We start from the raw sequence: 12,862 nt of genomic DNA on the forward strand, positions 1-12,862 counted from the left end.
TCGTGAGAACCCCATGACGACGGATTCCACCCCCCGCATCTCCGACCTGCCGCCGCTCAAGCTGGCGTTGCTGGCGCGCAAGGTCGAATCGAAGCTGGCGTTGGCGCTGAGCGAGCCCATCGCCATCATTGGAATGGGCCTGCGGTTCCCGGGAGGAGCGGACAGCCCGGAGGCCTTCTGGGAGCTGTTGCGGGAGGGGAGGGACGCCATCGCTCCCATTCCGTCTTCGCGCTGGGACGTCGACGCGTACTACGACCCGACGCCAGGGACGCCGGGGAAGATGTACACGCGGCACGGTGCCTTCGTCCGGGGGGTGGAGGACTTCGACCCCCAGTTCTTCGGCATCTCCCCCCGCGAAGCATCCCGGATGGACCCACACCAGCGGCTGCTCCTGGAGGTCACCTGGGAGGCGCTGGAGCGCGCGGGCCTCTCGGCGACGGACCTCAAGGGCAGCTCCACGGGTGTCTTCGTCGGCATGATGAACGAGGACTTCTCGCACCTGATGACGGATGCGACGCAGATCGACCTCCACACGGCCTCCGGTTCGGGGTTGAGCGTCGCGGCCGGGAGACTGGCCTACAGCCTGGGGTTGCAGGGGCCGACGATGGCCGTCGACGCGGCCTGCTCGTCGTCGCTGGTCACCGTGCACCTGGCCTGTCAGAGCCTGCGGACCCGCGAGTGCGACCTGGCCCTGGCCGGTGGCATCAGCCTCATCCTGTCGCCGCTCACGTCCGTGGTGAACTGCGCGATGCGCATGCTCTCCCTGAAGGGGCGCTGCAGCACGTTCGACGCATCGGCGGATGGCTTCGTGCGGGGCGAGGGCTGCGGGATGCTCGCGCTCAAGCGTCTGTCGGATGCGGTCGCGGACAGGGACCCGATCCTGGCGTTGTTGCGAGGCTCGGCGACCAATCACAGCGGTCAGTCGAGCGGGTTGACGGTCCCCAACGGCAACGCGCTGGCGAAGGTGATGCGCGCGGCCCTGAAGTCCGGCGGCGTGGAGCCCGAGCAGGTGGGCTACCTGGAGGCGCACGGCACCGGCACGGCCATCGGAGACCCCATCGAGATGGAGGCGCTGGGCCGCGTCTTCGGGCCCGCGCATTCACGTGAGGACCCGCTGGTCGTCGGCTCCGTGAAGACGAACATCGGCCATACCGAGGGCGCGGCGGGCGTGGCGGGCATCATCAAGGTCGTGCTCGCGCTGCAACACGAGGAGATTCCCGCGCACCTGAACCTGGAGACCCCGAATCCCAACATCCGTTGGGATGCGCTGCCCGTCGTCGTGCCCCGGGAGCGGAGGAGCTGGGCGCGAGGGCCGAAGCGGCGAATCGCCGGGGTGACTGCGTTCGGCTTCAACGGGACGAACGCGCACGTCCTCATCGAAGAGGCTCCCCTCGTCGAGGCCGCACCGGTGGAGGTCGCGTCGCCGCGGCAACTCCTGCTGCTCTCGGCCCGCTCCGCGCCAGCGCTTCAGGACCTGGCGCGGCGCTACGTGGAGCACTTCTCGACGGCGGCTGCGCACCGGCCCGCCTTCCCGGACGTCTGCTTCACGGCCAACACGGGCCGGGTCGCGTTTCCCCACCGGGTCGCCGTCGTGGCGTCGACCGACGATGAGGCTCGTCGGCGGCTCACCGGCTTCATGCGGGGGGAGGAGACTCCCGGTGTGTGGGCCGGCTCCGGGCGGCAGCGGCCCCGCCTGGCGTTCTTGTTCGGAGGTTGGGAGCGGGACTGGCCGGGGTGGGGGCGGAGCCTCTTCGAGTCCGAGCCTGTCTTCCGGGAAGCGGTCCTGCGCTGTGAGGGCGCGCTGGGCCGTCCCCTCGTCTCGGAGCTCTTCCTCGCGCCAGGGGCGGCTTCACGCCCGCCGGGACCGGGCCTCGCGCTTCCGGGCCGGTACGCGGTGCAGTGTGGCCTGGTGCATCTGTGGAGGGCGTGGGGAGTCACGCCGTCGGCGGTGCTGGGCATCGGCGCGGGGGAGTACGCGGCGGCCTGTGCCGCGGGAGTGCTCTCCTGGGAAGAGGGGATGAAGCTCGTGGCGACGCTGGGCGAGCAGCTCGAGCGTGCAGCTCCAGGTGCCGAGCTGACCATCGAGCGGCCAGAGCACCTCTCGGAGCTGCTCCAGCGGTTCCCGGAAGTGTGCTTGCTGGGGCTCGACGGGGAGGGGAACGGCGTCCTCTCTGGCGCGCGCGCCGCCATCGAAGCGGTGCAGGCCGAGCTGCTCCAGCGAGGGAGCCGCGCCGCGCTGCGCGACACGCCGCACGCCATCACCCTGACGGCCTGGAGCGCGGCGCGCGAGGTCGTGGCGGCGGCGGCGCGCTCGAAGGTGCACGAGCGGCCCCTGGTCCCCTGGCTGTCCGTGCTCACGGGAAGGGTGGTGGAGTCCCCGGGCGCGGAGTCGTGGCGAGGGCCACCGGGAACTCCCATGCAATGGGTCGCCGCGCTGGACGCGTTGGGTGGGCAGGGCGTGGGCGGGTATCTGGACGTGGGCCCCGGAGCGGGCTGGATGGCCCTGGGGAAGCGTGTTCGTCCCGCGTCTGAGCGGTCCTGGTTCCCCAGCCTGCGCGCTCCGGACGATGACAGGACAGCGCTCCTCGAGAGCCTCGCGGGCCTCGTGGCCACGGGAGCCGACGTCGCGTGGTCGGAGTTCTATCGCGACCACTCCCACGACAAGGTGGTGCTCCCGACGAGCTGCTTCCAACGCAGTCGGTACTGGTTTGATCGACCCGCGACGCCTGCCGCGAAGCCCGACGTGCCTCCCTCCTTGCCGGGTGGTGACCTCGAAGCGCTGGTGGGGCAGCTCGACCTGATAGAGCAGCTCACGGACGAGCAGGTCCAGGCGTTGCTGGAAGGCCAGAAGCGAGGAGGCTGACAGCAAGGCAAGCTCGCGTGGAGCCCGCCGTTCCGCAGAGTGGTGACTCTACGGCTGGCGGGCCCGCGCGCAGGCCTGGACCATGTCTGCGATTGCGGTCAGGGTCGAGAGGTTCTCGACCCGCATCGCGTCGGCGGGCACGGTGATGCCGTATTGCTTCTCGATGAAGCTCATCATCCGGGCTGTCTCCAGCGAGTTCAGGATACCGAGCTCGAGCAGAGGGGTGGAGGGCAGGAGGTCCTCCGCCTCACCTTCGAGAATCTCTTCGGCGATGTACCGGGTCAAACTCGCGAGGAGCTGGGATTGATTCATGGCGTTCGACCCCATGGGAATGATGGGTCGACGGTAGGGCATGTGCCATGAACGTACCAGCCCCTCGCTCACTTTCGAGGACTCGGCGCGTGTCGCGTCAGTTGGGGACGTTGAGCTGTCCCTGGTCGTTGTCACCCCAGCAGGTCAGCTCTCCCGTCGTGCTGAGCGCGCAGTTGTGGTGATGGCCCGTGACGACCTGGGTGAACGAGCCAGAGGGAACGGAGAGCATCTCCGGGTACTGGGACCAGTTGCCCCAGCACGCCACCTCGCTGTCTGTCTTCACGCCGCAGTGGGTCGCGTATCCGGGCGTGACCGCACGTGGGGCATCGGAAGGATTGAAGGCTTCTTGCGAGGTCATCCCTTCGGCTCGCGGACTCGGGCATCCTTTTCCCCAGCCGTACCCGGGAGCCGCGCGAGCGCTCCCTCGACACACACAAGGAGCCGGACATGAAGAACGGATGGCTGAGGGCAGGGGTCTTCGCGGTGGTGATGACGGTGGTCGCCTGTGGTGGCACGGAAGAGGACGTGACTCCGGAGCAGGTACCGTCCGAGGGCCTCCAGGAGGCCCAACCCGGGGACACCCACCAGCAGGCCATCCGCTGTGACGCCGCGGGCCGCTGCCCCGTCAACTTCTACTGCGACGTGAGCTCGACCTGTCGCTTCATCGGCGGACACTGGTAGCCCCTGTGTCGTGTGCCTCTCCAGAATCCAGTCACTGCGTCCTGACACCAGCGCGATGCGTGGCGCCGGGCTCTGCATCGCGGACGGCGACCTGTCCGTCAGGTGGACTTGCGCGGCAGCTACTCTGTGTTACTATCTACCGGTAGTCAGCAGCACTGAGTAGTTCGGGGAGCGTTTCGTGGGCAAGCAGATGACGGAGATGCTCAAGGGCACGCTCGAGGGCATCGTCCTGGCGATCCTGTCCGCGCAGCCGGAGTACGGCTACGAGATTACGGCGCGGTTGCGGGAGATGGGCTTCTCCGACATCGCCGAGGGCACCATCTATGCGCTGCTCGTCAGGATAGAGCAGCGCGGCCTGGTTGGCGTGGAGAAGGTCCCGTCCGAGAAAGGGCCGCCGCGCAAGGTGTACTCGCTCAACGCCGAGGGGCGGGACTATCTCGAAGAGTTCTGGCGGACCTGGAGCTTCCTCGCGGAACGGCTCCAACAGCTCCATAAAGGAGGCAGATAGACATGTTCATCTCAAAGCTCATCTCGAAGGTGATTGGCGAGAAGGGGCAATGGCGGCAGTACAAGGCGCGCACGAAACAACTTCCCGCGAGCTATCGCACGGCGGTCGAAGCGCTGGAGCGGTACCTGATGTATTTCGGAACGGGGGGCGACGGGACCGCTATCTACGCGGACCTCGTCGACCTGTTCGAGCAGAGCGCGGCGAACCGGACGCCGATCCGCCAGATCGTCGGGGAAGATCCCGTGGAGTTCATCGAGACGTTCGTCCGGAACTACCCGCAGGGCCAGTGGCTCCTCCGGGAGCGGGAACGGCTGACCCACGCGCTCGAGCGCGCCGCTGAAGAAGAGGCGAAGGGCTTCTGATGACAACACCGCACGCAATGCTCGTGCGGCGTTCGTAACGAACTCCACGCCGCCAGCGCACCCGCTCCGAGCGAGGACGCCGTCGAGCCCCGGACTTGGACAGGCCATGGCGACATCGCGATTCACCGCGCTCTTGAAACACAAGCAACAGCGGACCTGAGACGTCAGCCCACGAAGCACGCCTCCAGGCGTTGCGGCGCTGCGTCATTGATCTGTTTCATCCCTCCAGGAAAGGAAGTGCAGCGTGTTGGACACGACAAGCGGAGCCGTGGTGCAGGGACACGTCGAGGATGGTTGGGGGAAAGTGGCCGAGGTCTTCCGGGCGAACTTTGAAGGGACTCCCGGGGAGGTCGGCGCGGCGTGCTGCGTCTACGTGGACGGCCGTCCCGTCGTTGACCTGTGGGGCGGCCTCGCCGAGCGCGAGGCGAACCGGCCGTGGAACGAGGACACCATCGCGTTGGTCGCATCCACGACCAAAGGCGCTACCGCGATCTGCGCCCATCTGCTGGCACAGCGCGGCGAGCTCGATCTGGACGCTCCGGTGGTCAAGTACTGGCCGGAGTTCGGCGCTGCCGGCAAGGAGCATATCCCGGTGCGCTGGCTGCTCTCACACCAGGCCGGTCTGCCGGTCGTCGACGGTCCGCTGACCTTCGAAGACGCCTGCGCCTGGCATCCGGTCATCCGAGCACTCGAGGCGCAGAATCCGGAGTGGCGGCCCGGCACCGAGCACGCCTACCACGGCATGACCTTCGGGTTCCTGGTCGGGGAGGTCGTGCGGCGAATCACAGGCAAGTCGCTCGGCACCTTCTTCGCCGACGAGGTCGCTGCTCCGCTCGGGCTGAGCGCTTGGATTGGACTGCCCGAGGAGCAAGAGGGACGGGTGGCGCGTATCGAGTACGCCGCTCCGTTCACGTTGGAGGAGCTGACCGCCGGGATGATAGAGACCACCGGCCTCGATAGGGACACGGTCATCGCCTGGATGAACGCCGCGTGGGGTCCGGGCTCGGTGCAAGCCCGCGCCGGCCAGCTCGGCGGCGCGTTCGATCACACCACTGGCTACATGAACACGCGTGCCTTCCGCGCTGCTGAGTTCCCCTTCGGGAACATGTTCTCGGACGCTCGCTCGCTGGCGCGGATGTATGCGGCCACGGTGAGCAAGGTCGACGGCGTGCGGCTGCTGAATCCGGCGACGGTCGAGAAGATGACCGTCGTCCACACCGACAAGACGAAGATGAACGGGCTGCCGCCAGGACTGGACGTTCCGGCCGACCGCTCCTTCTACATGTCGCTCGGGTTCTGGCGAGCGTGCCCTCCGATGCCCCTGGTCGGGCCCGGGTCGTTCGGCCATCCCGGCTCCGGCGGCTCAGTCGGCTTCGCCGACCCCGAGAGCGGTGTCGGCTTCGGCTACGTCATGAACCGCTGGTCATTCCGGGTCGGCGAACCGCGAGCGTCGAACCTGGCCGCGGCGGTCGTGGCCTGCCTCAAGTCTCGACGTTGAGGCACATCTTCAGGGGAGCTGGTGCCGGTGCTCTTCCTGCTCCAAGGCAGGCCTCCATGGCTCACGCTGGAGCTATCATGACGGGGCAGGCCACAGGGCCCGACGACCCATCGCGGGGAGCGGACCTGGCGCCTGAACGAGGATAGACCGTGGAAGTCCGACACCTCTCCGCACCCGCCTGGTCGGCGTTCAAATCCTGGCTGCTCAAATTGCCCGGAGTGCCCATCGCCCGCCGCCGGCTGCTGACGGGCGGCTGTCCGGCGGAGGAGCTGCCCGCGCTCGCGAAGGAACTCAAGCGCGTGCGGGCCGACTTCAAGAAGCGCCCCAACGAAGTCTCCGCCCCGGCGGACGAGAGACTCCGGAGGGACTACGCGGCGCTGGGTGTGCCCTGGTCCGCGTGGAGCGAGGTGGCGAGCGAGGTCCAGCGCGACCTGAAGCGCAAGCGGTACGCGCGCTGGACGGGGGCGGATGCGCTCGAGTTCCCCGAGGGGCCTTCCGCCCAGGACCTGGTGACCGTCTTGTTGTTCGGAGGCGTGGAGCAGGCGCGCCCCCATCTGCTGCGCCGCGCGTCGCTCGCCGCGGGCTCGCTCGAAGCGCTGTGGTGCCGGTGGCTCGCGGGTGAGCCGCTGGAACCCGAGACGCTGCGCTCGTTCGCGGGTGCGCCCGAGCAACTCGCCGAGCCCCTCTACACTCCAGGCATCGAGGAGGTGCTGCCGCTGTACTTCGTCGAGCCCGACCCGGCACGCGCCGAGCGGGCGCTGGAGGTCGCCTCGGCCCATATGGGCTCGTCCCGGTCACAACCGTTGGTGGACTTCCTGCGCTCCCTGCTCGGCCTGTGGCGTCAGGACACTTCGGTGGAGGAGGTGAGGGCGCGCTTCGATGCGAGTGTCGCGACAGTCTCACCCTCCGAGGTCGCCCAGCTGAGCGCGCCCGCCTATCTGTATGGCCGATACATCGAGGCACTCCCCCCACACGCGCTGCTGGAGCGGGTGGGCTCGCGGCTGGAGCGCATCGCCGTGCCTGCGCGGGTCGCCGATGTCCAGCCCGTGATGGAGGCCCTCGCCGCGCTCGAGGAGTTGACGGCCATGGGCCTGGGCCTGCGCGTGGAGCAGCGTCCTGGGGATGTCCTCCTCTCCGCACAGGAGCCGGAGACTGGGGGAGGGGACGAGTTCCTGTAGCGCTGGAGGCCGGCCGCGTTCCTGTCAGCTCCCCAGCGGCGGTCTCCTGACTCAATCGAAGCAGGCGGATTGATTCCGGCGGTGACGACGTGCCGGGGAATTTTCGTGCGCTTCGGGTTCCCATGAATCGCGGCTCGCGCATTAGCCGCCCGAAAAGAAATCCTTCGGAGGCAGTGCGCATGAGAGTTCGGAGTCTTGCAGCGGTCTTTTTCGTCGTGGTGTCCGCCTGTTCCGCCGGCACCGTAGACGAGCCCGGGAGCCAGGATGCGCTCGCCGGTGAGCACCAGTCACTCGAGCCGGGCGAGGTTTCGCTCTTCCTCGATTCGTCCCGTCCCACCATCGCGATGGACAGCGATACCGGTGCGGTGGAACTGGGGATGAAGTTCCGCGTTTCCGTTCCGGGCACCGTCCGCGGCGTGCGCTTCTTCAAGGGCGGGGCCCAGAATGCCGGTCCGCACCGCGTGAGCCTGTGGAGCCGGGCGGGCGCGAAGCTCGCGGAGGCGACCTCCACGAGCGAGACGACGACGGGTTGGCAGACGGTGCGCCTGGCTTCCCCCATCACCGTCATCGCGGGGACCACCTATGTCGTGTCGTACTACGCGTCCGCCGGCCGGTATGGCGCCACCGTGGGCGGCTTCACCACGGAGAAGTCACGCGGCCCCATCCGGGGACTCGCCTCGGGCGTGGACGGCGTCAACGGCGTCTATCGCTATGGCGGCGGCTTTCCGACACAGGGCTTCCAGAACACCGACTACGCCGTGGATGTGGTCTTCCTTCCGGACAGCACCGAGCCCACGCCGGATTCCCAGGCGCCGACCGCCCCCTCGGGACTCGTCGCGTCCGCGGCGTCCGCGAGCGCCATCAGCCTGAGCTGGAATGCCTCCACGGACAATGTCGGCGTCGCCGCCTATGACGTCTTCCGCGATGGCGTGAAGATTTCCTCCACGGCGAGCCGCACCTACTCGGACACGGGCCTCACGGCGGCCACGAGCTACAGCTACCTGGTGAAGGCACGCGATGCCGCGGGCAACCTCAGCGCCAACTCGAACGCCGCCACGGCGACGACCGGCTCCAACCCTCCGGCCGGTGGCTTTCCGAACGCGAGCAATACGGGCGTACCGGCGGGAACGCAGCTCACGCCCTACACCGGACCGTGCACCGTCACCGTGGCCAACACGCTCATCGACTCCAAGACGGTGAACTGCGACCTCACCATCCGCGCGGCGGGCGTCATCATCCGCAACTCGAAGATCAACGGGAACGTCGCCACCGACGAGAGCTCCACCGGCTTCTCCTTCACCATCACCGACTCCCACGTCGACGCGGGTGACCGCATCGTCACGGGGGTGGGCGCGGTGAATTTCACCGCCGTCCGCGTGCACGTGCAGGGCGGCAATCGCTCCATCCACTGCTGGCACGACTGCGAGATTCGCGACTCCTACGTCCATGGCCAGATGACGGACGAGACGGGGACCGCGCACGAGTCCGGCATCCGGATGGGCCGGAATGTCACGCTCCGGCACAACACCATCATCTGCGACGCGCCGGACGTGCCGCCCGACGCGGGCTGTTCGGCGGCGCTCACCGGCTATGGCGACTTCGCCCCGGTGGAGAACAACCTGGTGGAGAACAACTTCTTCCCCGGCACGACGGGCGGCTTCTGCGCCTATGGCGGGTCGTCCCAGGGCAAGCCGTACTCGGACGCGACGAACAACATCCGCTTCATCGGCAACGTCTTCGGTCGTGGGTCGAGCGGGCGCTGTGGCTGGTACGGGGCCATCACCAGCTTCGACACCTCGGAGCCGGGGAACGTCTGGTCCAACAACACCTGGGAGGACGGAACGGTCCTTCCTCCGTCGAACTAGCGAGCAGGCCTCCCGGAGGTCTCAATCGTGTCGCTCGATGGGGACCTCCACGCCCGTGGCCTCCCAGACGTTGCCCGCAGCGGAGAGCTGCGTCTGGGTGCTCGCGAGCACGGCGCAGTCGTAGAACGTCCGGGCACCGAAGACGTTGTTGCGCACCACCATGCCCTGAAGGCTCGTGCCGCCCGCATGTCCCAGGTTCACGATGCAGCTGCCGCGGTCGAGCCGGTTGCGTTCCACCCTCACGTCGCGCGTGGGCCCGACCTGCTGGTTCACGAAGATCGCCGCGCCGACGTCTTCCCCCGGGCCATGCACGTTGCTGTCGTAGATGCCGATGTCGCGCCCCTCGAAGACGCTGATGCCGTACTGGGCGCCCACCGGGTCCAGTGCGTGGATCCACGAGGACTCCACCCGCGCGCCGGACCGCAGGCTCATCCCCACCACCACTCCGTGCACGTCGAGCCTGCGCGCGGTGAAGCCTCCGCCCATCACCCCCCACTGGAGCGTCGAGGACTCCTCGGCGAACACCTCGATATCCTCCAGCAGGACGCCCGTCGCCCCTGAGACACTGATGATGCCGTCAATCTCGCGGGGCACCGGCGCGTGCACCACGCACCGTCGCACGGTGACGTTGTTCGCGCGGATGAGCAGTCGACCGTGGATGTCCCGGTCCTCGAGCACGGCCCCCGGTGTGTCCAGCACGACGTCTCCCTCATGCCGGACCAGGACAGCGCCCGCGGGGACCCCGGTGTTGTTCGGGCCGGGAAGGTCCGGGTTGGCCCGACAGGAGACGTTGGCCGGACAGGCCTTGCACGCGCCGTCCTCGCACCGGAAGCCATCCGCGCATTCGATGGGTTCGGAGCACAGGGGCTGCGTGAGCCCGAGGTCCTCGAGCGCGGAGAGCTGGCCGAAGCTCCGCGTTCCTTCGCTCCAGGAGCCCGCCAGCGGGGCAGGGAGGCCATCCCGGGTCATCCGGACCAGGGAGGCGGGGACACGGTGGCCCGGCGCCGACTCGGCGCGCATCTCGACCCGAGCGGGGACGGCGAGCGTCCGCGTGGAAGGCTCCAGGGCATAGGTCATCCCCACCGACCAGCCGCGCACCCCCAGCTCCCGGAGGGAGACTGTCTCCTCGCCAGCGAGCGCCCCCGGAGGAAGGGTCACCCGGAGGCGACCGTCGCGCGAGGTGACGGTGCCCCCTTCGCGCCCGATGACCCGCACGTCGGGCCGCCCGCGTGCATCGAAGAGGCCTTCGCCACACGCGCACGCGAGCAGGCCCAGGGCCGCGACGACGAGGAGGTCACGCATCAGAGTCGGAAGCCCAACCCGGTGACGGCTTCGAACGCGGGCCGAAAGACCACGCGGTCATTCAGCCTGAACGAGGCGAGCTGTGCCTCCGCCTCCGACACCCAGGAGACGCGGCCCCAGAGGGGCAGCGCATGGGAGAGCACCGCCCCGGCGCGTCCGCGGAACGCCGTCCCCTCCGACGTGCTCGTTACCGACTGACGGACCGCATCCGCACCCAGCCGGCCACCGGCTTCGAGCCTCCAGATAGGAAGCCGCCAGAGCCACGCGACATCCCCTCCCAGGCTCCGGAGCTCATAGGGCAGCCCGGCATCCTGGCCCCGGCCGTCCTGGTATCTCGCGCGGACCCGCAGCGTCTGGGCTGCCCCCATCGCGACGTCCCCTCCCAACAGCAGCGCGGGCGCGAGCCGCATGCCTCGAAGTGGTGGCGTGTTGAGCCCGACCGCGGCGAGGAGCTCCAGCTCCCGTCCGACGGCCTCGTCGCCCTTTACCCCGCGCTCGGCGAAAGGCCGCTGCGTCAGGGTGACTGTCGTGGCCGTCCGCTCCTCCCCGCGCATGAGCGCGAACGCGCCGGTCCTGACATCGTCCGCAGTCGTGCGAATCAGCCGGTAGCTTCCGGCACGCAGCGCGAGCTGCTGGGGCTTCACCGGGTCCTCGCGAAGCTCCAGCACCTCGCCGAGCCCCTCGTCGCGCACGACGAGCCAGCGCCTGTCGGGCTCCGTCCCCGGGGCGAAGACGAGACGCGCGTCCGCGTGGCGCAGCTCGGCGAGCACGAGCTCGCCCTTGCCTTTCAGGTCCAGGGCATACGTCGGACGCTGGGCGACGCCGGAGACCTCGGCTGTATGGGAGACGGTCTTCACATAGGCATAGCGATAGGCTTCCTGGAGCGTGATGCGACTGTCTCCATCGGCGTCCGCCGCGCCGCGAAGCCCGGCCGTCAGGTGGTGCGTGAAGAAGCTCCCGCGCAGCTCCGCGCTCTCGAGCGCGTTCTCCCCTGGGCCAGAGGACGCGATGATAGCGGTCCCATCCGGGGACTCGTCGCTCGTGACGTCGACCGCGAATCCGCCTGGAACGGCCTTCGCCCCCTTCGGGGTGATGAGCCCTCCGGACCTGCACGCATCGACGAAGGCCAGTCGCACGTGCGCACGCGAGGCCCCGAGCAGCTTCCTCAGCTCCGCGAAGGTGAGGCTCTCGCTTGCCAGCTCCAGGCCCTGCTCCGTGGCATGTCCGGACCAGTAGAGGAGCAGCAGGTTTCGCCGCGAGGAGCGGCGGGCCGCTTCGGCGATGCGCTGTTCGAGCGCGCGCACCTCCGCGAGGAGCCGCGCGCGAGTGGGTTGATGAAGTACGCGCACGTCCTCGTCGTGAAAGCCCCCGAGCTCCTTCAGCGTGTCCGCGAAGCGCGAGGCATCCGCCTCCGCGAAGCGCAGCCGCGCGTGGCCCGGGGCGCCCATGTTGCCGCCGACCACGATGGCGAAGCGTCGCTCGGGCAGCTGGGCCATCGCGGAAGACGCGAAGAAGAACATGAAGAGCAACGCAAGCCGGCTCATGGAGCGCCGCGCTCGAGCAACACCGTGGCGGTCCGAGCGCCGGGGATGTGAACCGCCGAGGGGTCGCGCACCGGGCTCCCCTGGAGGGCCTGCTCCACGACGGTCCAGCTCAGGGGCTCCCGCGAAATCACCGCCCAGATCCGCTCCGGTCCTTCCGTCTCATCGAGCACCGCGCTGCCGGGAATCAGCTGTGCCCCGTCCACCGCGAGCGGCGTCGTCCCTTCGGCGGGCACGAGGCGGGAGACGGAGCCCGTCGAGTCGACAGAGGCAATCCAGACAAAGGCCGCTGAGCCCGGCGCCACCTGGAAGCGGAGCGCCTCTCCCGGTCGCACCCGCTCCCCCTGGGTCGCGGCTCGCGGCGCTCCCTGTCCTCCGATGTAGACAGTGAGCTCCTCGCCCTTGGTCGCGTAGCGCGGGACCTCGGGGGAAGGGGAGTGGAGGAGGAACAGGGCGGCCGCGGCGAGGGCGGCTACCGGCAGCAGCGGCGCCCATCGCCTCAGCGGCGTGGACCTGTCCTGGGTCTTCGCCATCCAGCGAGGGTTCTCGCGGGCAAACGCGCGCGAAGCCTCCGCGGCGGACCGCTCCCAGGTCTGGCAATGGGCACACCCGGCGATGTGCCTGGCAGTGGCGGGGCTTGCGTTGAGCAGGTGCTCCTCGAGCGCGAGGTCGCTCGGGCACTGCGCCGTCCGTACCGCGTTCATTCGAAGACCCCTCGGCGGGCGTTCGCCAGGAAGAGCTGGATGCGCTTG

General features: G+C 68.9%; 12 protein-coding genes. 7 read left to right on the forward strand and 5 right to left on the reverse strand.

What is annotated here, in order from left to right:
* Positions 1 to 13 precede the first annotated feature (13 nt).
* Positions 14 to 2,863 carry a type I polyketide synthase gene (locus ACN469_RS39090; RefSeq protein ID WP_498776711.1) on the forward strand — a complete coding sequence of 950 codons (2,850 nt, stop codon included), beginning with the start codon at positions 14 to 16 and terminating at the stop codon, positions 2,861 to 2,863.
* Positions 2,864 to 2,911: 48 nt separating this feature from the next.
* Here the strand turns inward: ACN469_RS39090 and ACN469_RS39095 are convergent, their stop codons facing one another.
* Positions 2,912 to 3,175, reverse strand: coding sequence for an acyl carrier protein (locus ACN469_RS39095; RefSeq protein ID WP_498776713.1), 264 nt, complete (start codon positions 3,173 to 3,175; stop codon positions 2,912 to 2,914).
* Between the two features lie 97 nt (positions 3,176 to 3,272).
* Entirely contained in the window at positions 3,273 to 3,533 is a 261-nt protein-coding gene (locus ACN469_RS39100; protein WP_498776715.1) for a hypothetical protein, read from the reverse strand.
* Positions 3,534 to 3,622: 89 nt separating this feature from the next.
* Between ACN469_RS39100 and ACN469_RS39105 the strand changes: the two genes are divergently transcribed.
* The 6 genes from ACN469_RS39105 to ACN469_RS39130 all read left to right on the forward strand — a co-directional run bounded on the left by ACN469_RS39105 (position 3,623) and on the right by ACN469_RS39130 (position 9,267).
* The gene (locus ACN469_RS39105) at positions 3,623 to 3,856 is read left to right on the forward strand and encodes a hypothetical protein (protein WP_498776717.1); all 234 of its coding nucleotides are present in this window, start codon (positions 3,623 to 3,625) and stop codon (positions 3,854 to 3,856) included.
* A 178-nt stretch (positions 3,857 to 4,034) separates the two neighbouring features.
* A complete protein-coding gene (locus ACN469_RS39110) occupies positions 4,035 to 4,364 on the forward strand; it encodes a PadR family transcriptional regulator (RefSeq protein WP_498776719.1) in 330 nt (109 codons plus the stop codon).
* A 2-nt stretch (positions 4,365 to 4,366) separates the two neighbouring features.
* Positions 4,367 to 4,726, forward strand: coding sequence for a DUF1048 domain-containing protein (locus tag ACN469_RS39115; protein ID WP_498776721.1), 360 nt, complete (start codon positions 4,367 to 4,369; stop codon positions 4,724 to 4,726).
* 244 nt (positions 4,727 to 4,970) lie between these two features.
* Positions 4,971 to 6,224 carry a serine hydrolase domain-containing protein gene (locus tag ACN469_RS39120; protein WP_498776723.1) on the forward strand — a complete coding sequence of 418 codons (1,254 nt, stop codon included), beginning with the start codon at positions 4,971 to 4,973 and terminating at the stop codon, positions 6,222 to 6,224.
* 149 nt (positions 6,225 to 6,373) lie between these two features.
* Positions 6,374 to 7,402 (forward strand): hypothetical protein, encoded by a 1,029-nt coding sequence (locus tag ACN469_RS39125; RefSeq protein WP_498776725.1) that lies wholly within the window; start codon positions 6,374 to 6,376, stop codon positions 7,400 to 7,402.
* A 179-nt stretch (positions 7,403 to 7,581) separates the two neighbouring features.
* Positions 7,582 to 9,267, forward strand: a complete 1,686-nt coding sequence (locus ACN469_RS39130; RefSeq protein ID WP_498776727.1) for a DUF4082 domain-containing protein — start codon at positions 7,582 to 7,584, stop codon at positions 9,265 to 9,267.
* A gap of 21 nt (positions 9,268 to 9,288) precedes the next feature.
* On the opposite strand, the gene ACN469_RS39135 is transcribed toward ACN469_RS39130, so the two are convergent.
* From ACN469_RS39135 to ACN469_RS39145, 3 genes are read right to left on the reverse strand one after another with little or no spacing between them, the layout of a single operon-like run.
* Positions 9,289 to 10,569 (reverse strand): right-handed parallel beta-helix repeat-containing protein, encoded by a 1,281-nt coding sequence (locus tag ACN469_RS39135; protein WP_498776729.1) that lies wholly within the window; start codon positions 10,567 to 10,569, stop codon positions 9,289 to 9,291.
* Positions 10,569 to 12,113 carry a caspase family protein gene (locus ACN469_RS39140; protein ID WP_498776731.1) on the reverse strand — a complete coding sequence of 515 codons (1,545 nt, stop codon included), beginning with the start codon at positions 12,111 to 12,113 and terminating at the stop codon, positions 10,569 to 10,571. Before ACN469_RS39140 ends, ACN469_RS39135 begins: the two co-directional genes overlap by 1 nt.
* Positions 12,110 to 12,643: a hypothetical protein gene (locus tag ACN469_RS39145; protein ID WP_498776732.1), complete on the reverse strand. Its 534-nt coding sequence runs from the start codon at positions 12,641 to 12,643 to the stop codon at positions 12,110 to 12,112. Before ACN469_RS39145 ends, ACN469_RS39140 begins: the two co-directional genes overlap by 4 nt.
* Between the last annotated feature and the right edge of the window lie 219 nt (positions 12,644 to 12,862).

Source organism: Corallococcus terminator (genome assembly GCF_049194865.1).
Lineage (GTDB): Bacteria > Myxococcota > Myxococcia > Myxococcales > Myxococcaceae > Myxococcus > Myxococcus terminator_A.

Bases quoted from the DNA above. Each gene is read 5' to 3' on its own strand.
- ACN469_RS39090 (WP_498776711.1), top strand. From the start codon at position 14: ATGACGACGGATTCCACCCCCCGCATCTCCGACCTGCCGCCGCTCAAG.
- ACN469_RS39095 (WP_498776713.1), bottom strand. From the start codon at position 3,175: ATGAATCAATCCCAGCTCCTCGCGAGTTTGACCCGGTACATCGCCGAA.
- ACN469_RS39100 (WP_498776715.1), bottom strand. From the start codon at position 3,533: ATGACCTCGCAAGAAGCCTTCAATCCTTCCGATGCCCCACGTGCGGTC.
- ACN469_RS39105 (WP_498776717.1), top strand. From the start codon at position 3,623: ATGAAGAACGGATGGCTGAGGGCAGGGGTCTTCGCGGTGGTGATGACG.
- ACN469_RS39115 (WP_498776721.1), top strand. From the start codon at position 4,367: ATGTTCATCTCAAAGCTCATCTCGAAGGTGATTGGCGAGAAGGGGCAA.
- ACN469_RS39130 (WP_498776727.1), top strand. From the start codon at position 7,582: ATGAGAGTTCGGAGTCTTGCAGCGGTCTTTTTCGTCGTGGTGTCCGCC.
- ACN469_RS39135 (WP_498776729.1), bottom strand. From the start codon at position 10,569: ATGCGTGACCTCCTCGTCGTCGCGGCCCTGGGCCTGCTCGCGTGCGCG.
- ACN469_RS39140 (WP_498776731.1), bottom strand. From the start codon at position 12,113: ATGAGCCGGCTTGCGTTGCTCTTCATGTTCTTCTTCGCGTCTTCCGCG.
- ACN469_RS39145 (WP_498776732.1), bottom strand. From the start codon at position 12,643: ATGGCGAAGACCCAGGACAGGTCCACGCCGCTGAGGCGATGGGCGCCG.